This window comes from Stenotrophomonas sp. 89682_Sma, assembly GCF_056481405.1.
On the sequence record NZ_CM151147.1, the window covers coordinates 4,282,783 to 4,300,017 of the forward strand.

The window sequence follows — 17,235 nt, forward strand, 5'->3', positions numbered from 1 at the left end:
GAGGCCATCATGGACCGTCGCCGCTTCCTCCGTACCCTGCTCAGCAGCAGCGCCTGCCTGGCCCTGGGCGCCACCGCACTGCGCAGCGCGCCCGCCTTCGCCGGCGACCCGGCCCGTTTCGCGCAGGGCCTGCAGGAACACCCGTGGCTGCTGGGCTGGCGCAGCGTCACCAGCGAGAGCCTCGGCCCGGCCACCGTGCAGCTGCAGGGCCGTCTGCCGGCCGGCCTCGCCGGCACGCTGTACCGCAATGGCCCGGCCTGGACCGAGCGCGATGGCTTCCGCTACGACCACTGGTTCGACGGCGACGGCATGGTGCATGGCTGGCGCTTCAACGGCGATGGCAGCCTGACCCACCACGGGCGCATGGTGGCCACGCCGAAGTTCAGTCGTGAACAGAAGGCCGGCCGCTTCCAGTACCCGGCGGCCGGCACCAGCGTTCCCGGTGCCCTGGCGGTGCGCAACAACGATGACGCCAACGTGGCCAACACCTCGGTGATGATGATCAACGGCCGCCTGTTCGCACTGTGCGAATCCGGCTCGGCGTTCGAAGTGGACCCCGATTCGCTGCAGACCCTCGGGCCGGTCACCTGGCGCCCGGATCTGGCGGCGTTGCCGTTCTCCGCGCATCCGCTGCCGGACCGCGATGGCAGCGTGTGGAATTTCGGATCGATCAGCCTGATGGGAGGCCATGGCCTGCTGGTCTGGCACATCGGCAAGGACGGCCAGCTGCGCAGTGCCAATGTGATTGAAACGCCGGAACATGGCTACCTGCATGCCTTTGCGATGACCGAGCAGCACCTGGTGTTCGTGCTGATGCCGTTCGACTTCAGCGGCACCGGCGGCAGCTTCTTCGAGCGCATGCAGTTCGCACCGCAGCGCCCCGCGCGCATCGCGGTGGTCGCCAAGGATGCGCCGGACAAGGCGCAATGGTTCGAGGCACCGTTCGCGGCGATCTATCACTTCGGCGATGCCTTCACCCGCGACGGCGGCATCGTGCTGCGCGCGGTGCGCCACGACGACATCAACGAAGCGCGCTCGCCGATGAAGGAGGCGATGGCCGGTGACGGCGCGCACGCGGCGAACAGTGGCGCCAGCCTGGTCGAATTGCACCTGGACCTGCGCCGCGGACAGGCACGCTGGGAAACCCTGGGCATCAGCGCGGTGGAGTTCCCGCTGTTCGATCCGCGTTCGGCCAACACCCGGGGGGCGCGCCTCTACGCGCCGACCATCGATGGCCCGGCCACGGCGCCGTACTTCAACGCAGTGGCTGCATTCGATATCGAGCGCGGGCGTCGCCAGCTGTGGCACTACGGGCCGGACATCATGGCCGAGGAACATGTGTTCGTGCCGCGGCCGGGCAGCCGCAACGCCGATGACGGCTGGCTGATCGGCACCCTGCTCGACCCGGTGAACAAGCGCAGCGGCCTGGCCGTACTCGATGCGCGCCACCTGGACGACGGTCCGCTGGCACAAGCATGGCTGCCCTACGCGGTGCCGCTGGGCTTCCACGGCACGTTCGCCACACGCGGTTGAGTCCACGCCGTGCGGACACCGGCGCTGGCATGCTGGGGCTCCCCTTCCTGCGGAGCCCTGCATGTCCCTGGCCGACCATCGAAGTGCGCTGGCACCGCAGGGATTCCTGCGCGTGGCAATCAACCTCGGTAATCCCGTGCTGGCACAGGGCGATGCACGCTCACCGCGCGGGCCGTCGCTGGAACTGGCCACCGCATTGGCGCAGCGTTTGGGCGTGCAGGCTCGCTTCACCTGCCACGACGCAGCGGCCTCGGTGGTTACTGCGGCCGCCGAACATGCCTGGGATCTTGCCTTCCTGGCGATCGATCCCGCGCGCGCCGACCGCATCGCCTTCAGCGCGCCCTATGTGGAAATCGAAGGCACTTATCTGGTGCGCGAGGACAGCCCGGCGCAGCAGGTGGCCGATCTTGACCGCGACGGCCTGCGCATCGCGGTCGGCCGTGGCGCAGCCTACGACCTGTTCCTCAGCCGGGAGCTTCGCCACGCCACGATCGAGCGTGCGGACACGTCTGCGGCGGCGATCAACCTGTTCGACCAGCAGCACCTGGATGCGGCCGCCGGCGTGCGCCAGCCGCTGGCGGCCTGGGCGCATGCGCATCCCGGCCATCGGGTGCTGGCCGATCGTTTCACCGCCATCCAGCAGGCGGTGGCCGCACCAGCCTCGCGCCCGGCCGAGGCGTTGCGGGCGCTGTTCGAGGAAGTGGATGCGATCAAGGCCGGATCGTTGCTGGGCGAAGCGTTCGCCCGTGCCGGGCAGGCGGTCACGCTGGTGCGGTGACTGTAGCGTCGAGCCATGCTCGACCGCTTCTTCGAAAGACCAGTCGAGCATGGCGCGACGCTACAGATGCGCGCCTTCCATGTGCCGCACATGCTCGGCGGCCTGCGCGTGCAGCCAGTCGCGGAAAGCAAGGAAGCCGCGATGGCGGGCCGAGCGCTGCGGGTACACCAGCCAGTGCGGCCACTCGGTCTTCAGGCGCTGGCTGGACAGCGCGACCAGCTGGCCGGAGTCCAGCAGCAGGCGCGCACGGGTGACCCGCCCGAGCGCCACGCCCACCCCGTCCAGTGCGGCCCTGTGGTGCGCCTCCGAATCATCCAGCACCGCCACGAAGCGCGACGGCGGCCTCTGCCCACTCAGCGCAAACCAAGCCCCCCACGCCCCGTCCGGGTCACCGAGCAGCGGCCATTGGTCCAGCGGTACGCGGTCGATACCGCCCATGCGCTCGATCAACGCGGGGCTGGCCATCGGCAACAGCCACTCGTCGAACAGCGGCTCCACCACCAGCCCCGGCCAGTTTCCGGTGCCCAGCCGCAGTGCCGCGTCGAACTGCCGCTGGCGCTCGAAGTCGACCAGGCGTTCACTGGATTGCAGGTTGATCTCGATCTGCGGGTGCGCGGCGACGAAATGCCCCAAGCGCGGCACCAGCCAGGCCGAGGCCATCGACGGCACCGCGCTGATCGTCAGTACGTGCTCGGCGCGCGCCGCATAGGGTTGGAACGCCTCGTTGATCGCATCCAGGTGCGGGCCAACCTGGTCGAGAAGGCGCTGCCCCTCCAGAGTGAGGGTGACACCACGTGCCTGCCGGATCAGCAACGGCTGCCCGAGGCGCTCCTCCAGCTGGCGCATCTGATGGCTCAGCGCACTGACGGTGAGGTTCATCGACGCAGCCGCGCGCGACAGGTTGCCGAGGCGGGCAGCAGCCACGAAGCCCTGCAGGGCGTGGAGGGGCGGACGGGACATCAGACTTGAATCCTTTTCAAGGCAACCTTGCGGAAATGTCGCTTTTTTGCCACCCCATGCTGCCCGTATCGTGCAATCCACTCAAGTGGAGGCACGCTCATGAACATCTTCGGCGGCTTGTTGTTCCTGCACGGCCACGTGGCCAGCGCCGAGCTGGCGCGCCAGCTGGCCAGCCCTTCCCCGACGCCGTCGCCCAGCGGCACCCCTGGTAGTGCCGGCCGCTGGCCGGCAACCTCGCCGGCCAAGCATCCCGCAGCTGCCGGCCAGCGGCCGGCACTACCCTAGCGTTGCAGGGCTTGCTGCACGGCCGACGCGACATCGGTGTTGTCGATGTAGCTGCCGTCATTCCAACCTACGTGCTTCCGGTAACCCGCGTCGACGCCACGCACGCGCCGGCCGAGCAGCTCCGCACCCGCGCCCTTGGCCCACAGCGGCACCAGCGCGTTGGAGTGGTTACCGGTGGGACGGAAGCTCATCCCCGGCATGCGGCCGCGTCCATGGTTCCTTACCGGTTCGAAGGCCACGGTCTGCGCGTCCGGGCCCATCGGCATGCTGTTGTCGTGGTCGGTGGTCACGATCAGCAGGTTGTGTTCCCAGCCGCCGTTGCGTTCGACCCAGTCGATCACCGCCGCCACCGCGTCGTTGAACTCCACGGTTTCCTCGATCAGCCGGCCGTACTGCGGCTGGTCGCTGCACTGGCCGTAGTGCCATTCGGTGCCGCAGGCACTGGTATGCGCCGCCCAATCGGTGGCGCCGCCTTCCACCATCAGGAACAGGCCCCTGGTCGAACGCTGCTGCAGGAACTGCAGCGCGCCACGCGTCATGGTTGCCAGGTCGGGAACGCTGTCGATCTTCCTCACCCCGGAAGGCGTGGTCGCATCCTTGCCCAGCACCTGCAGCTGGCGCGCCTGCTGCAGCGTATTGGCCACGCGCGGCACGCCGATCAACGGACGATCAGCCGGCAGCCGGCCCTGCGCCATTGCGGCGAACTCCTCCTTGCTGCGGATCAGGCGCCACGGGCCGGCCGGGTTTGCGCCGATCGTGCTGCCCGCTTCCAGCTGCCGCCAATCCTGCTGCGACACCCATTCCCACGGGTTCGCGCAGCCCTCGGCCTTCGCGGCACCCATGCCCTCGTCACAGGCGCGGCCATCGACGCTGTACCCCGGGCCACCGGTGCCCATCACCAGGTCCATGTGACCCTGCGACAGCATCTGGTGGGCGATGGCGTGGTAGTTGTTGCGCGATGCGTTCTGCGCCGCGAACGCAGCGGGCGTGGCGTGCGCGAACGGCACCGAGGTGACCACGCCGGTGGCCATGCCCAGGCGCTTGGCGCGCAGCGTGTTGAATTCAACAGCGTTGCCATCGTTGTCCACGTTGATGGCGTTGTTGTAGGTCTTGATGCCTGAAGACAGCGCCGTGCCTGCTGCGGCGCTGTCGGTCGCCACCGCGGCCAGGTACTGGTAGCCGGCGAACGGCAGGTCCTGCGCCGGCACCGGCTCGGTATCCCAGGCCTTGCCCGCGTCGTAGCCGAGGGTCTGTGCGTTGTCGCCGGTCGGCTGGCTGCTGGCGTTCAACGGGAACGTGGTGACCGCCAGGCGCTGCGGGAAATCCGCATAGGGGGCGCCTTCGCGGCTGCCGTACTGCCAGTAGGCAGCGGCATCCCAGGTACCCCAACCCGCGCCGTCATTGATCATCACGATCACGTTGTACGGACGGACGTCACCGGAAGGAACGGCCTCGGCACGCAGAGCGGGCTGGCAGCCGCCAAGCCCGGCCAGCGCAAGCAGCAGCGAGGAATGGAGCCAGCGGCGTGGCGTACGTGCAGTCATTGAACAGTCCCCAGGCCATGGGTGGCCGAAATTCCGGTACGTTATATCGTTTCAATATTGCAGCTTCATGCAGCCGCCGCGGACTATCCTGCATCCCTCCTTCGCCATCGCCGCATGCATGCCGACTCCCACCTCCGCGCGCGTCCCGCTCTCGTCCATCACCCTCGATGCGGCAACTCTCACGGTGATCCACCAGCACAACGCCGACATCGCACGACAGCCGGCGTCGCTGACCAAGCTGATGACCGCCTACGCGGCCTATGCATGCATCGGGGAGTACGGGCACTCGTGGGACGAAACGGTCACCATCGCTGACGACGATGTGCATGCCGTGGCCGACGACGAAACGCGCATGGGGCTTGTCCCCGGAGAGACCGTCACCCTGGGACGTCTGCTGGAAGGCCTGATGATCGTCTCCGGCAATGACGCGGCACTGGCCATGGCACGTCACCTGGGCGGATCGCAGCCTGCATTCCTGGAACGCATGAACCGGCACGCTCGCCAGCTGGGCCTTCGCAGCACGTGGTTCGCCAGCGTATCCGGTATCACCACGCCGCATCATGCGTCCAGTGCGCGTGACATGGCGGTGCTGGCCGCCTGCCTGCTGAACGATCATCCGCAGATCCTGGCGATCACCGCGCAGCGCGCGTTTGAACATGGCAACTTCAGCCGCAACAACCAGAACGCCCTGCTGGGCGATGACGGCGTGGATGGATTGAAGACCGGTTATACCCGGGCTGCAGGCTTCTGCCTGGCGGCGACCGCGTGCCGGGCGGTACCCGGGCGAGCGCAGCCGGTGCGGCTGATCACCGTGGCCCTGGGTTCTGAGAGCCGCCAGGCACGCGATGCACGGGTACGTGAGTTGCTGGACAACGGTTTCGCCGCGCTGGCCGACACCGCCATCGATGCCTGAGGCCGATCAGCGGCGCTTGACCGTAGCCACGATCAGGCGCTGCAGTTCGGCTTCGGCGTCGCGCTTGTCCAGCGCCCCGGCAACCACAGCTTCGGACAGGGCTTCGGCCGCACCGAGAATCGCCCAACGCCCCGCCAGCGGCACCGAGCCGTCAGTGGCGAACGGGCCCAGCCAGGCGTCGCAGTTGTCGATGAAGTCCTGCTGGTAGCGCCGGCGCACCTCATGCAGCTCCGGCGCGCCCACCAGCGCGGCGAGGATGCCCTGCACTTCACTGCCCTGGCTGAGGATGCAGTCGATGTAACCGGAGGCGATGGCGGCCGCACGATCGGCCAGCTGTGCCCTGGCGCGACCGATACGCTCGTGGAAGACCACCGTCTGCCGTCCGTCGTAGTCATCGTAGAGCGCGGCCAGCAGACCGTTGCGGGTCACGAAGTGGTCGTAGGCCACTGGCTTGGTCACGCCCGCCGCTTCGGCCAGCCGCCCCAGCGTCAGCGCATCGGTGCCCTCCTCGCCGACCAGCGTCCACGCCACCTCCAGCAGCTGGCGGGCGCGTTGCTCTCGGGTCAGGCGGCGGCGCGTGGGAGCGACGTTGGCAGGCATCGGCGGAACACGGTGATCAGTTCATTGGAGTACCGATTTTACGGCCGATTTCCACCGCGGTCTGCAGGTGGGCCTGCGCAGCGCCACTGTCGGCGTCGAGCAGCAGTTGCGATGACAGTACGCGTGCACCGCAGTAGTCGAAGATGCCCATGTCGATCTGCGCCTTCATTGCGGCACCATAACCACGCCGTTCGATCATCTCCGCGCCCGCACCACCGACGCCGACCAGGTGCACACGCAGGCGCTGCAGCTTCTTCTGCACCTTGCCATCGGCGCCCTCCTGGTAGGCCCAGCCCTGGGTGAACACGCGATCGATCCATCCCTTCAGCAGCGCGGGGAACGACCACCAGTACAGGGGGTAGACCAGCACCAGCGTGTCGGTGGCGTCCAGCCGTGCATGCTCGGCGGCCACGTCGGCCGGCACCACGCCGGTGCCACGGAACAGCGCCTGGTCCTGCGCGGTGAAGCGCGGATCGAAGCCCTCGGCCATCAGGTCGGCGTGGGCCACGGTGTTGCCGGCATCGCTCGCAGCGATGGCCTCGCCGATGCGCTGGGCGATGGCATGGGTGAGCGAACCGGGTTCGGGATGGGCGGTGACGATGAGGCTATGCATGCGGGAACGTTCCGGAATTCATTACCTACCAATGGTAGTTATCAATTTCCGGAAGACCAGCACCACCGGTGGGACGCTGTTTTCGCACCCCTTATAGTGACGAGGTTGCCCGTGAGATACCCGACGATGCGCCGATACCTGTTTGCTTCATTGATGTACCTGTTGCTGGTTACGTCGGCACCGCCTGCCCTGGCCGGCGAGCTCACCGCGGCCGAGTCGGCCGGCCTGCGCCAGGACGTACAGGCGATGTTGACCGCATTCGCCAAGGGCGATGCCGAGCTGATCATCGCCCGCACGCATCCCAGCCTGAAACGCCTGGCCGGTGGCGATGAGACCTACGCCCAGTCGACCCGCGATACCGTCAAGGCATTGCACAAGGCTGGCCTCGTCATCATCAGTGACGAGGCCGGAGTGCCCGGCCGCACCTATGCCGCCGGTGACGAAGAAGTCTGCTTCGTACCGCGGCAGTCACTGCTGCGTGTGCGCGAAACCGCTATCCGCAGCACCTCGTTCATGGTTGCCGTGCGCCACGTCGGCACTTCGCAGTGGCGCTACCTTGATGGCGCCGGGCTGATCGACAATCCAGCGATGCTCCGGCAGCTGTTGCCGGCACTGGAGCCGGGCGTGATCCTGCCCAAGGGCGGAGTGGAAACGCTGTAGCGCACTTGCAGGGCGACGGTACGCTCCGGCGCATCCATCCACGCATGGCGTGGATCCATCGGCATGCGGGCGCTGCTCCTCGGTGGGTGCGTGGCTTGCTGCGCACCGGGCATCCTGCATCCACGCATGGCGAGTATCTACCGGCATGCGGGCGCTGCTCCTCGGTGGGTGCGTAGCTTGCTGCGCACCGGGCATCCTGCATCCACGCACGGCGTGGACCTACCGGCATGCGGGCGCTGCTCCTCGGTGGGTGCGTAGCTTGCTGCGCACCGGGTATCCATGCATCCACGCATCCACGCATGGCGAGTATCTACCGGCTGTCCGCTAGCGGAACAACGCGTTCAATGCCGCGCCCGAGGCCGCCTGCTGCAGGCCATCGAAGCGGCCGTCCTGCACGATCGGCTGTGTCGCCTCCATCAAACCTCCCCACGCGGCGCGCGCCAGCGCACCGCCCAGGCTGACCCGGCGCACGCCGAGTGCGGCGATGTCCTGCAGGCTCAGCGGTGTCGGCCCACCGACCAGCAGGTTCACCGGCTTCGTTCCAGCTGCGGCAACCACCGCACGGATCTGCTCGGAGGTCTTGATGCCGGGTGCATACAGCACATCGGCACCAGCCTCTGCGTAGGCACGCAGGCGCTGCAGGGTGTCCTGCAGATCCGGCACGCCGACGAAGAAGTTCTCGGCACGCCCGACCAGCAGCACCTCGCCGCCCACACGGTCGATGGCCGCACGTGCCGCGCGCAGGCGCTCGACCGCCTGGTCGATCGGACGCAGCGGGGCATCGGCCACGCCGCTGGCATCCTCGATCGACAGCGCCGCGATGCCGGTATCGATCGCCGCCGCCACCGCCTCCCCCACTGCCTGTGGCGTGGCGCCGAAGCCATCACCGAAATCGGCATTCAATGGAAGTGCTGTCGCCGCCGCCATCAGCCTCAGGTGCTCCAAGGTGGCCTGCAGCGAGACCGCACCGTCCGGTCGCCCTTCGCTCCAGGCGCAGCCGGCACTGGTGGTGGCCAATGCCAGGAAGCCCTGCCGCTGCAGGTAGCGCGCACTGCCCACATCCCACGGATTGGGCAGCACGAAGCAACCTTGCGCATGCAGCTGGCGGAAGGCCGCGCGCTTGCGCGGGGTGTCGGCATCGAGCGAGGTCATGGCGGGCTCCGGGACGGCAGACCTGCACCCTAGCCCGCCGCTTCGTCGCGCTCAATGGCGACGAAGGCGGCCGTGCATGAGGTGATGCTGCCTGCTTATTGGACGCCATCGGCCGCACTGCCCGAGCGTGCGTGCTTGCCCACCCCCATGCCGCCACGGAGCCCTTCATGCAGCCTGACCCGCATATCCTCATCGATGACGGCGACGATGACGCCCACTGGGCCGACCTGCTTTCGCCGGCACGGCGGCGCCTGATCGCCTCGGCCGGGCTGGCCGCCGGAGGCCTGGCCAGTGCTTCGGCAGCCTCGGCATCGCCCCATGGCGACGTTGCAGCGAACACCACCGAGCCCGGCCGTCCCGGCTTCCGTGCCATCGTGCCGCCGGCGCCGAAGGGGCGCAGTCCCTGGGGCCAGGCCACGGCCAGCGAACCCACCCCGCGGCCAGCCAGCGTGCGTCCTGGCGAAGCCACGCTGCCCACCACCCCGCGCGCCTATACCGACATCAAGAGCTATCACGCACATATCTACTTCGATGAAGACAGCTTCGAGAAGGCCGCCCTCCTGCGGCGCTGGGCGGCCGAACGCTTCCCGGTGGAACTGGGCAACTGGAACCTGGAGCCGCGCGGCCCGCATGTAACACCGTCGTTCTACTTCGGCTTCAACAACGACCTGCTGCCGGTGTTGGTGCCGTGGCTGCAGCTCAACAGCCTGGGGCTGACCATCCTGATCCACCCCAACACCGGCGATGGCCGCGCCGACCATCTGTACTACGCCCTGTGGGTGAACCGCGCGCAGCCGGTGAACGCCTACAACTGGCCGGTGCCCAAGCCGGGCGAGCCGGAGGCATTGGAAGAAGTGTTCCCGAATGTGGTGCCAACGGTGCCGCTGGAGACGTGACCCGCCTTTCCGGTGGGTGCGTAGCATGCTGCGCACCTTGGGCTACCCTCCGGTGGGTGCGTAGCTTGCTGCGCACCTTGGGCCGCCCTTCCGGTGGGTGCGTAGCTTGCTGCGCACCGGACGGCCTGCATCCACGCATGGCGTGGATCTACCGAACTGCGGCCCGTCATCCACGCATCGCGTGGGTCTACCGAACTGCGGCCCATCATCCACGCATGGCGTGGATCTACCAGTGGCCCCCATCCACGCATGGCGCGGATCCCCCGACAAGGCTCTTGCCGCCATCGTCGGCCTACGTGCACGCATCCCCCGCCCGCACGGCGTTCAGCGCGCCTTGAACCGCCGCCCCGCATAGGGCCACAAGCGCTTCGGCAGATTTCAAACAAACGATTGAAACGCAGCAAACTTCGCCGAACTGGACAGCATCCGCCGGTTCCGCCAGACTGCCGCCCTTTCCCGTCTTCCGGATCCCATGGCGAAGCTGCTGGTCCTGCACGGCCCCAACCTCAACCTGCTCGGCACCCGCGAGCCGGAGGTCTACGGCCACACCACGCTGGCCGACATCGACCAGGCCCTGATCGCGCAGGCCGCCGCCGCCGGGCACGCCGTGGAGAGCCTGCAGTCCAACGCCGAGCATGTGCTGGTGGATCGCGTGCAGGCGGCGCGCAACGACGGAACCGCTTTCATCCTGATCAACCCCGCCGCCTTCACCCACACCTCGGTCGCCCTGCGTGACGCGCTGGCGGCGGTGGCGCTGCCGTTCATCGAGATCCACCTGTCCAACCCGCACACCCGCGAACCGTTCCGCCAGCACAGCTACTTCAGTGACAAGGCGGTGGGCGTGGTGTGTGGTTTCGGTGCCGACAGCTATCGCTACGCGATGGATGCGGCGCTGCTGCGCGTACAGGCGGCCGTCGCGTGAAGGTGCTGCCGCACGTGCTTGCCAGCATCCTGCTGTGGGCCGGCCTGTGCGGTGCCGCCGCGGCATTCGACCGCAAGGACGAAGGCATCGACTGTGCGCATCCGACCACCACGATGGAGAGCGACGTGTGCGCCTCGGACGTGGCCGCGGCCGCAGACGCCGAACTCAATACCGTATACGCCCTGGCGCGAAAGCAACTGCGCACGCCGGCCAAAGGCGGCAGCTGCAGCTACTGCGGCGATGCCGAGCAGCAGCTGGTGCTGGCGCAGCGCGCCTGGGTGCAGCTGCGCGACCACGACTGCAACGCGGTCTATGCCCTCAATTCCGATGGCACGGCACGCAACGGCGCACAGATGCGCTGCCTGACCACCCTCGCGCGCGATCGTACGCGCCAGCTGCGCGAATTCTACGAACTGCTTTGACCCGAGCGCGCTGCGCTCCCCACCACACTGACATCAAGAGCAAAGAGGCCACCATGGATCTCCGCAAAATCAAGAAGCTGATCGACCTGCTGGAAGAGTCGAACCTGGCTGAAATCGAAATCAAGGAAGGCGAAGAGTCGGTGCGCCTGTCGCGCGCCCCGGTGGCCGGCTATGCCGCCCCGGTCGCCGCACCGGTGTACGCCGCTCCGGCCGCCCCGGCACCGCAGGCGATGCCGATGCAGTCGCCGACCGAAGCCTCCACCGGCGGCACCGCCAAGCCGGGCCCGGCGCTGCCGGAAGGCCACGTGCTGCGTTCGCCGATGGTCGGCACCTTCTACGCTTCGTCCGCCCCGGACAAGCCGGCCTTCGTCACCGTTGGCCAGCAGGTCAAGGAAGGCGAGACCCTGGCCATCATCGAAGCAATGAAGATGTTCAACCCGATCGAGGCCGACAAGTCCGGCACCATCGTCGCCATCCTCGGCGAGAACGGCCAGCCGGTGGAATTCGACCAGCCGCTGTTCGTGATCGGCTGAGGGGCACGCCATGCTCGACAAAGTCGTCATTGCCAACCGAGGGGAAATCGCGCTGCGCATCCTGCGCGCGTGCCACACCCTCGGCATCCGCACGGTGGCCGTGCATTCCACGGTCGACCGCAACCTCAAGCACGTGGCCATGGCCGACGAGTCGGTCTGCATCGGCCCGGCGCCGTCGCCGCAGAGCTACCTCAACATCCCGGCGCTGATCGCCGCCGCTGAAGTCACCGACGCGCAGGCGATCCATCCGGGTTACGGCTTCCTGTCGGAGAACGCCGACTTCGCCGAACGCGTGGAAGAGTCCGGCTTCATCTTCATCGGCCCCAAGGCCGACACCATCCGCATGATGGGCGACAAGGTCGAAGCCATCCGCGCGATGAAGTCGGCCGGCGTGCCGTGCGTGCCCGGTTCGGGCGGCCCGCTGGGCGACGACATCGTCGCCAACACCAAGATCGCCCGTGAGATCGGTTACCCGGTCATCATCAAGGCGGCCGGTGGCGGTGGCGGTCGCGGCATGCGCGTGGTGCATGCCGAAGCCTCGTTGAAGACCTCGATCGAAACCACCAAGAGCGAGGCCAAGGCCGCGTTCGGCAATGGCGAGGTCTACATGGAGAAGTTCCTGGAGAATCCGCGCCACGTGGAAATCCAGGTACTGGCCGACGGCCAGGGCAACGCCATCCACCTGGGTGAGCGCGACTGCTCGATGCAGCGCCGCCACCAGAAAGTGGTGGAAGAAGCCCCGGCACCGGGCATCACCGCCGAACAGCGCGAGCAGATCGGCAAGGTCTGCACCGAAGCCTGCGTGCGCATCGGCTACCGCGGCGCCGGCACCTTCGAGTTCCTGTACGAGGACGGCCGCTTCTACTTCATCGAGATGAACACCCGCATCCAGGTGGAGCATCCGGTCACCGAAATGGTCACCGGCATCGACCTGGTGGCCGAGCAGCTGAAGATCGCCGCCGGCCAGAAGCTGTCGATCAAGCAGAGTGACGTGGTGCTGACCGGCCACGCGATCGAGTGCCGCATCAACGCCGAAGACGCCGAGACCTTCGTGCCGAGCCCGGGCACCATCACCGGCTTCCATCCGCCGGGCGGCCCCGGCGTGCGCGTGGACACCCACATCTACAGTGGCTACCGCGTGCCGTCGAACTACGACTCGATGATCGGCAAGCTGATCGTGCACGGCCCGGACCGCGAAACCGCCATCGCCCGCATGCGGGTGGCGCTGAGCGAGATGGTGGTCGACGGCATCAAGACCAACATCGCCCTGCAGCAGCGGATCATGCGCGACAAGGGCTTCCAGGCCGGTGGCCAGAACATCCATTACCTGGAAAAGCGCCTTGCCGAGCGCAAGAACAAGCCGATCGCACTGACCTGATCGGCAGCAGGTGCTGGACATGAAAAGGGCGGGGATATCCCCGCCCTTTTCGCGTTCTTGCGGTAGCGCCGGGCCATGCCCGGCGGCTTTCCATTGCCACCGTCCACCCGCCGGGCATGGCCCGGCGCTACCGGTGTGGCATCAGCGCTTGTTGGCAGCTTCGGCCGGGATCTGCGAATTCGCCAGCGGGCGAACACCATTGGGCGAGCTCGGGTCGACGATCACCATCGTCTCGGTGGACCCATCGGGCCACACCACCTGGAAGGTACTGCCTGCCGGCAACGAAGCAAACGGCATGCCGCTCTGCGCGCGATAGACCGCAGCGACCTGGCTGGCACCCACGCGGCGCACATCTTCCTGCGCCTTCACCGTGGTCAGTTCCACTTTTGACAGATGCCGGTAACGATCTTCATAGGTGTCGATCATCAACAGCCCGACCGCGCCGGCCGAATAGGCCACGAACAGCGCCACCCAGAACCAGAACTTGGCTCCATGCAGGAATCGACGGTAGTTCATTGCCCGCCCCTCTTTCCAACCAATCGCTTGATCCACTGCTTCATTTTCCCCGCACCTTGCCGCGAAACCGCAGCGTCATACACGAAATCCCGGAAATCCTGCGTCCCATCCTGCGAACAGATCCCTCCATTCGCACAAAAACTGTTGACCAGCACACTGTCGGCACCACACGGTAGACCGAGCTCGCAGGCCGCAACCCGCCATGCCAGTTCACTGAGCTGTTCTCCCGCCACCAGGCCAGTGAGCGCCTGGTCCCCCGCCGCGCGCACGCCCATGGCCGGTGCAATGGCCATGAAGGCCTCCGGATCGCGTGATGTACGCACCCGCTCGACCAGGTCACGGCGGTACTCGGGGCTGTCATGCAGCGGCTCGCCTTCGGCAAACAGCGATGCTTCCGCTGCGAGGTTGCCCTGAGTGGCCGCCTTGCGACGCTCGGCCAGCACCAGCGCAGACCCCAGCTTGTCGCCCGGCACGAAGCCGCCACAGCGCTGCGCCACGCGCTCGCGCGCCTGCACCATCGCCGGTGCAGCGGTCAGGCCCAGCCCGGCCAGCACATTGTTGTCCAACCGATAACCGCCCGGATCGATGGCGTACTGCGCGCAGTAGTCGTAGACCCGGCTGAGCATCCAGCGGGCTTCGTGGTTGCCGTCGTCGGCCTGCACGCGCAGGCGCTGCGCGTAGGCGTACAGATCGGTCGCATCCTCGATGTCCGCGCGCAGGTCCAGCGGCAGGCCCGAAGGCAGCGCGTTGCCGCGCTCGAACGCCGCCAGGCGACGCGCCAACGCTTCCGGCACAACCGGCAGGGGCGCCGCATCGTCCGCCGCAACCCGCGCCGTCGGCAACTCGCCTGCGGTCACCGGCACCGATCCGGCATGGCCGCTGGCCCGATACCCGGCCACGCCCAGCACGGCCACCGCCGGCAGCACGAGCAACCAGGTTTTCAGGGTCGGAGCAAAGGCCATTGGCGGCAGTGAGCGTTCACGGCGCACAGGAAAGCACCAAGTTTAACAAGGCCCGACAGGCCTGTCTGAACCGGTTCCGTTCATCTCCGAGCGGCATCTCAGGCAATACGGAGACGCTCCGATGGTCTAGCATGGCCCCCTTTCCCGCGATTGCCCCCACCGCCATGCCGTTCCTGGAACTGACCCTGCGTTGCACCGAAGCTACCCAGCCCCGCTATGAGAATGCGCTGGAGGACGTCGGCGCACTGGCCGTCACGCTGCTTGATGCCGAGGCCGATACCAGCAACGAACAGGCCATCCTCGAGCCGGGCGTGGGCGAGACCCCGCTGTGGGACACCCTGGTGCTGAGCGCGCTGTTCCCGGCCGACAGCAATGCGCTGCTGCTGTTGGCCGCACTGGAGTCCTTCGACCCGGAGCTGGACTGGAGCAGCGGCAGCTTCCGCGCGGTCGAGGACGAAGACTGGGAACGCGCCTGGCTGGACCAGTTCCAGCCGATGGATTTCGGCAGCCGTACCTGGATCGTGCCGTGGAACCATGAACTGCCGGAGGCCGCACAGGCGGCCGACGCCGCCGTGGTGCGGCTGGACCCGGGCCTGGCGTTCGGCTCGGGCACCCACCCGACCACCGCGCTCTGCCTGCGCTGGCTGGACCAGCTGGCCGTGGACGGCCTGCTGCAGGGCCAGCGCGTGCTCGACTTCGGCTGCGGCTCCGGCATCCTTGCGCTTGCCGCGCTGAAGCTGGGCGCCGCTGAGGCCATCGGCGTGGACAACGATCCGCAGGCCCTGGTCGCCACCGCCGACAATGCCGAGCGCAACGGCGAGCAGGCGCGCATGCACGTCTACCTGCCGCAGGACGAACCAGTCGCCACCTACCCGATCGTCGTCGCCAACATCCTTGCCTCGGCACTGGACGCGTTGGCCGAGCTGCTGGCCGCGCGCGTCGCTGCCGGTGGCCGCATTGCCCTGTCCGGCATCCTGCACGGCCAGGAAGGTGAACTGCTGCAGCGCTATGCCGCATGGTTCGATGACCTGCAGGCCACCCAGGATGGCGACTGGATGCGCATCACCGGCGTGCGCCGCGCCTGATCGTGGTTGAATGACTGCTGGATCCGAGCCCGCACCCTGAGCATGTCCGAGCCGAACCCACCGCGACGCCCCCTGGCAACCTTCCTGCGCACCGCGCCGGAAGGTGAGCCTGTGCCTGCGACCGATGCGCGCACGCAGGCCCTGGACGAACACGCGCCGCCTGCCATGCAGGTGCCAACCGGGCCTGCCGAAGCGGCGCATGTGGCGGCGGCAGAGATGCGGCACGACGATGCGCCTGTCACCGTTGACGAAACTGCGGCCATCGCGCAGGCACCGGTTGCAGTGCCGGCAACGGTGGCTGCCGCTGATGCGCCGAGTTTCCTTGGCAGTGCGCGTCCCCGTAACCTGCCGGCACCCCGCTGGCACTGGCTGCTGGTTGCGGGGCTGGCGCTGCTGCTGCTGTTGCAGAGCGTGCTTGCCGACCGTGCGCGGCTGGCCGCCGACGCCGGCAACCGTGCATGGCTGGGCACGCTCTGCGGCGTCCTGCACTGCAGCCTGCCGGCCTGGCACGAACCCACCGCCTTCACCATGACCAGCCGCGAGATCCGGCCGCTGCCCGGGCAGGCCGGTGTGCTGCAGGTCCAGGCCAGCATCCGCAACGACGCACGCTGGGCACAGGCCTGGCCGGACCTGCGCCTGTCACTGTCCGATGCCGATGGCCGGGTGATCGGCAGCGGTGTGTTCACGCCTGCGCAGTACCTGGGCGAGACCCCCGGTGCGGCCCTGCTGGAACCGGGCCAGAGCGCGCGCGTCGCCTTCCGCGTACAGGAGCCCGCCGCATCCACCGTCGCATTCACCTTCGACTTCCTATGACCGCAAGTGGCCGCCCGGTCATGGCAGGCCGGGCACGCTCGCGCTAGACTGACCGCCACCACCTCATCCGGCCGCGCGCTTCGCGCGCACGGGCCAACCGAATCGGGAACCCCCTTGAACGCTGTCCTTTCTCGTCCTGACAACAGTCGTGGCGCTCCCCGGCCACCGCTGCGTGAACATGTCGCCCAGTCCGTGCGCCGTTACCTGCGTGACCTTGATGGCTGCGACGCGGACGATGTCTACGAGATCGTGCTGCGCGAGATGGAGATTCCGCTGTTCGTGGAAGTGCTCAACCACTGCGAAGGCAACCAGAGCCGCGCCGCCGCAATGCTGGGCATCCACCGCGCCACCCTGCGCAAGAAGCTGAAGGAATACGGCATCAGCGCGTAAGCGCGCGTGGGTAGTGCCGGCCGCTGGCCGGCAACCTCATGAACGATGGCAGGATGTTGCAGTTGCCGGCCAGCGGCCGGCACTACCGGTAGATCCACGCCATGCGTGGATGGAAGCCCGGCAGGATCAGCCGCCGCCGCCCGTAGATCCACGCCATGCGTGGATGAAGGCCCAGCGGGATCAGCCGCCCCCGCCCGTAGATCCACGCCATGCGTGGATGGAAGCCCGGCGGAATCAACCGCCCTCGCCCGTAGATCCACGCCATGCGTGGATGAAGGCC

21 protein-coding genes are annotated in these 17,235 nt (G+C 67.8%); 13 read left to right on the forward strand and 8 right to left on the reverse strand.

All coding sequences use genetic code 11. From position 1 onward, the window contains the following. The first annotated feature begins 9 nt into the window (after window positions 1-9). Window positions 10-1,533: a carotenoid oxygenase family protein gene (locus ACZK29_RS19735; RefSeq protein WP_111203691.1), complete on the forward strand. Its 1,524-nt coding sequence runs from the start codon at window positions 10-12 to the stop codon at window positions 1,531-1,533. A 61-nt stretch (window positions 1,534-1,594) separates the two neighbouring features. Next, the gene (locus ACZK29_RS19740; RefSeq protein ID WP_478446385.1) at window positions 1,595-2,311 is read left to right on the forward strand and encodes a transporter substrate-binding domain-containing protein; all 717 of its coding nucleotides are present in this window, start codon (window positions 1,595-1,597) and stop codon (window positions 2,309-2,311) included. 60 nt (window positions 2,312-2,371) lie between these two features. On the opposite strand, the gene ACZK29_RS19745 is transcribed toward ACZK29_RS19740, so the two are convergent. Further along, complete coding sequence (locus ACZK29_RS19745) at window positions 2,372-3,271, reverse strand: LysR substrate-binding domain-containing protein (RefSeq protein WP_111203689.1); 900 nt, start codon at window positions 3,269-3,271, stop codon at window positions 2,372-2,374. Between the two features lie 99 nt (window positions 3,272-3,370). On the opposite strand from ACZK29_RS19745, the gene ACZK29_RS19750 reads away from it, so the two are divergent. After that, entirely contained in the window at window positions 3,371-3,556 is a 186-nt protein-coding gene (locus tag ACZK29_RS19750; protein WP_111203688.1) for a hypothetical protein, read from the forward strand. Here ACZK29_RS19750 and ACZK29_RS19755 read toward each other — a convergent pair. After that, window positions 3,553-5,100: an alkaline phosphatase gene (locus ACZK29_RS19755; protein WP_478446386.1), complete on the reverse strand. Its 1,548-nt coding sequence runs from the start codon at window positions 5,098-5,100 to the stop codon at window positions 3,553-3,555. The two genes, ACZK29_RS19750 and ACZK29_RS19755, sit on opposite strands and share 4 nt — an antisense overlap. Before the next feature lie 118 nt (window positions 5,101-5,218). Here ACZK29_RS19755 and ACZK29_RS19760 point away from each other — a divergent pair, with 118 nt between their 5' ends. Continuing rightward, window positions 5,219-6,013 (forward strand): D-alanyl-D-alanine carboxypeptidase family protein, encoded by a 795-nt coding sequence (locus tag ACZK29_RS19760; RefSeq protein ID WP_111203698.1) that lies wholly within the window; start codon window positions 5,219-5,221, stop codon window positions 6,011-6,013. Window positions 6,014-6,019: 6 nt separating this feature from the next. On the opposite strand, the gene ACZK29_RS19765 is transcribed toward ACZK29_RS19760, so the two are convergent. Beyond that, the gene (locus ACZK29_RS19765; protein WP_459047329.1) at window positions 6,020-6,613 is read right to left on the reverse strand and encodes a TetR/AcrR family transcriptional regulator; all 594 of its coding nucleotides are present in this window, start codon (window positions 6,611-6,613) and stop codon (window positions 6,020-6,022) included. A gap of 16 nt (window positions 6,614-6,629) precedes the next feature. Then, window positions 6,630-7,226 (reverse strand): NAD(P)H-dependent oxidoreductase, encoded by a 597-nt coding sequence (locus tag ACZK29_RS19770; protein ID WP_111203685.1) that lies wholly within the window; start codon window positions 7,224-7,226, stop codon window positions 6,630-6,632. Between the two features lie 126 nt (window positions 7,227-7,352). Between ACZK29_RS19770 and ACZK29_RS19775 the strand changes: the two genes are divergently transcribed. Next, window positions 7,353-7,886 carry a hypothetical protein gene (locus tag ACZK29_RS19775; RefSeq protein ID WP_478446387.1) on the forward strand — a complete coding sequence of 178 codons (534 nt, stop codon included), beginning with the start codon at window positions 7,353-7,355 and terminating at the stop codon, window positions 7,884-7,886. Window positions 7,887-8,210: 324 nt separating this feature from the next. Here the strand turns inward: ACZK29_RS19775 and ACZK29_RS19780 are convergent, their stop codons facing one another. Beyond that, entirely contained in the window at window positions 8,211-9,038 is an 828-nt protein-coding gene (locus ACZK29_RS19780; protein WP_478446388.1) for an isocitrate lyase/PEP mutase family protein, read from the reverse strand. A 167-nt stretch (window positions 9,039-9,205) separates the two neighbouring features. On the opposite strand from ACZK29_RS19780, the gene ACZK29_RS19785 reads away from it, so the two are divergent. The 5 genes from ACZK29_RS19785 (at window position 9,206) to accC (ending at window position 13,189) form a co-directional block, all read left to right on the forward strand. Next, the gene (locus tag ACZK29_RS19785; RefSeq protein ID WP_478446389.1) at window positions 9,206-9,934 is read left to right on the forward strand and encodes a DOPA 4,5-dioxygenase family protein; all 729 of its coding nucleotides are present in this window, start codon (window positions 9,206-9,208) and stop codon (window positions 9,932-9,934) included. A 472-nt stretch (window positions 9,935-10,406) separates the two neighbouring features. After that, a complete protein-coding gene (gene aroQ / locus ACZK29_RS19790; protein ID WP_111203681.1) occupies window positions 10,407-10,856 on the forward strand; it encodes a type II 3-dehydroquinate dehydratase in 450 nt (149 codons plus the stop codon). After that, complete coding sequence (locus ACZK29_RS19795; RefSeq protein ID WP_478446390.1) at window positions 10,853-11,278, forward strand: lysozyme inhibitor LprI family protein; 426 nt, start codon at window positions 10,853-10,855, stop codon at window positions 11,276-11,278. Before aroQ ends, ACZK29_RS19795 begins: the two co-directional genes overlap by 4 nt. 53 nt (window positions 11,279-11,331) lie before the next feature. Continuing rightward, window positions 11,332-11,811 (forward strand): acetyl-CoA carboxylase biotin carboxyl carrier protein, encoded by a 480-nt coding sequence (gene accB / locus ACZK29_RS19800; RefSeq protein WP_010481080.1) that lies wholly within the window; start codon window positions 11,332-11,334, stop codon window positions 11,809-11,811. A gap of 10 nt (window positions 11,812-11,821) precedes the next feature. Next, window positions 11,822-13,189 carry an acetyl-CoA carboxylase biotin carboxylase subunit gene (accC, locus tag ACZK29_RS19805; protein WP_005411253.1) on the forward strand — a complete coding sequence of 456 codons (1,368 nt, stop codon included), beginning with the start codon at window positions 11,822-11,824 and terminating at the stop codon, window positions 13,187-13,189. A gap of 141 nt (window positions 13,190-13,330) precedes the next feature. Here the strand turns inward: accC and ACZK29_RS19810 are convergent, their stop codons facing one another. After that, a complete protein-coding gene (locus tag ACZK29_RS19810) occupies window positions 13,331-13,705 on the reverse strand; it encodes a hypothetical protein (RefSeq protein WP_459047326.1) in 375 nt (124 codons plus the stop codon). Then, complete coding sequence (locus tag ACZK29_RS19815) at window positions 13,702-14,667, reverse strand: hypothetical protein (RefSeq protein WP_459047420.1); 966 nt, start codon at window positions 14,665-14,667, stop codon at window positions 13,702-13,704. The genes ACZK29_RS19810 and ACZK29_RS19815 overlap by 4 nt, the downstream gene beginning before the upstream one ends. A gap of 164 nt (window positions 14,668-14,831) precedes the next feature. Here ACZK29_RS19815 and prmA point away from each other — a divergent pair, with 164 nt between their 5' ends. The 3 genes from prmA to fis all read left to right on the forward strand — a co-directional run bounded on the left by prmA (window position 14,832) and on the right by fis (window position 16,955). Beyond that, on the forward strand, window positions 14,832-15,752 hold the full coding sequence (prmA, locus tag ACZK29_RS19820; RefSeq protein ID WP_071229373.1) for a 50S ribosomal protein L11 methyltransferase: 921 nt from the start codon (window positions 14,832-14,834) through the stop codon (window positions 15,750-15,752). A gap of 42 nt (window positions 15,753-15,794) precedes the next feature. Further along, on the forward strand, window positions 15,795-16,565 hold the full coding sequence (locus tag ACZK29_RS19825; protein WP_478446391.1) for a DUF3426 domain-containing protein: 771 nt from the start codon (window positions 15,795-15,797) through the stop codon (window positions 16,563-16,565). Between the two features lie 114 nt (window positions 16,566-16,679). Further along, complete coding sequence (gene fis / locus ACZK29_RS19830) at window positions 16,680-16,955, forward strand: DNA-binding transcriptional regulator Fis (protein ID WP_005419706.1); 276 nt, start codon at window positions 16,680-16,682, stop codon at window positions 16,953-16,955. Window positions 16,956-17,037: 82 nt separating this feature from the next. On the opposite strand, the gene ACZK29_RS19835 is transcribed toward fis, so the two are convergent. Continuing rightward, entirely contained in the window at window positions 17,038-17,220 is a 183-nt protein-coding gene (locus tag ACZK29_RS19835) for a hypothetical protein (RefSeq protein ID WP_478446392.1), read from the reverse strand. Between the last annotated feature and the right edge of the window lie 15 nt (window positions 17,221-17,235).

What these genes read in the sequence shown, in the direction of transcription:
- ACZK29_RS19835 (WP_478446392.1), bottom strand. Translation starts at nt 17,220, where the DNA reads ATGGCGTGGATCTACGGGCGAGGGCGGTTGATTCCGCCGGGCTTCCAT.
- ACZK29_RS19750 (WP_111203688.1), top strand. Translation starts at nt 3,371, where the DNA reads ATGAACATCTTCGGCGGCTTGTTGTTCCTGCACGGCCACGTGGCCAGC.
- ACZK29_RS19775 (WP_478446387.1), top strand. Translation starts at nt 7,353, where the DNA reads ATGCGCCGATACCTGTTTGCTTCATTGATGTACCTGTTGCTGGTTACG.
- accB (WP_010481080.1), top strand. Translation starts at nt 11,332, where the DNA reads ATGGATCTCCGCAAAATCAAGAAGCTGATCGACCTGCTGGAAGAGTCG.
- aroQ (WP_111203681.1), top strand. Translation starts at nt 10,407, where the DNA reads ATGGCGAAGCTGCTGGTCCTGCACGGCCCCAACCTCAACCTGCTCGGC.
- ACZK29_RS19810 (WP_459047326.1), bottom strand. Translation starts at nt 13,705, where the DNA reads ATGAACTACCGTCGATTCCTGCATGGAGCCAAGTTCTGGTTCTGGGTG.
- prmA (WP_071229373.1), top strand. Translation starts at nt 14,832, where the DNA reads ATGCCGTTCCTGGAACTGACCCTGCGTTGCACCGAAGCTACCCAGCCC.
- ACZK29_RS19760 (WP_111203698.1), top strand. Translation starts at nt 5,219, where the DNA reads ATGCCGACTCCCACCTCCGCGCGCGTCCCGCTCTCGTCCATCACCCTC.
- ACZK29_RS19765 (WP_459047329.1), bottom strand. Translation starts at nt 6,613, where the DNA reads ATGCCTGCCAACGTCGCTCCCACGCGCCGCCGCCTGACCCGAGAGCAA.
- ACZK29_RS19740 (WP_478446385.1), top strand. Translation starts at nt 1,595, where the DNA reads ATGTCCCTGGCCGACCATCGAAGTGCGCTGGCACCGCAGGGATTCCTG.
- ACZK29_RS19735 (WP_111203691.1), top strand. Translation starts at nt 10, where the DNA reads ATGGACCGTCGCCGCTTCCTCCGTACCCTGCTCAGCAGCAGCGCCTGC.
- ACZK29_RS19780 (WP_478446388.1), bottom strand. Translation starts at nt 9,038, where the DNA reads ATGACCTCGCTCGATGCCGACACCCCGCGCAAGCGCGCGGCCTTCCGC.
- ACZK29_RS19785 (WP_478446389.1), top strand. Translation starts at nt 9,206, where the DNA reads ATGCAGCCTGACCCGCATATCCTCATCGATGACGGCGACGATGACGCC.
- ACZK29_RS19815 (WP_459047420.1), bottom strand. Translation starts at nt 14,667, where the DNA reads ATGGCCTTTGCTCCGACCCTGAAAACCTGGTTGCTCGTGCTGCCGGCG.
- ACZK29_RS19770 (WP_111203685.1), bottom strand. Translation starts at nt 7,226, where the DNA reads ATGCATAGCCTCATCGTCACCGCCCATCCCGAACCCGGTTCGCTCACC.
- ACZK29_RS19745 (WP_111203689.1), bottom strand. Translation starts at nt 3,271, where the DNA reads ATGTCCCGTCCGCCCCTCCACGCCCTGCAGGGCTTCGTGGCTGCTGCC.
- ACZK29_RS19755 (WP_478446386.1), bottom strand. Translation starts at nt 5,100, where the DNA reads ATGACTGCACGTACGCCACGCCGCTGGCTCCATTCCTCGCTGCTGCTT.
- ACZK29_RS19825 (WP_478446391.1), top strand. Translation starts at nt 15,795, where the DNA reads ATGTCCGAGCCGAACCCACCGCGACGCCCCCTGGCAACCTTCCTGCGC.
- accC (WP_005411253.1), top strand. Translation starts at nt 11,822, where the DNA reads ATGCTCGACAAAGTCGTCATTGCCAACCGAGGGGAAATCGCGCTGCGC.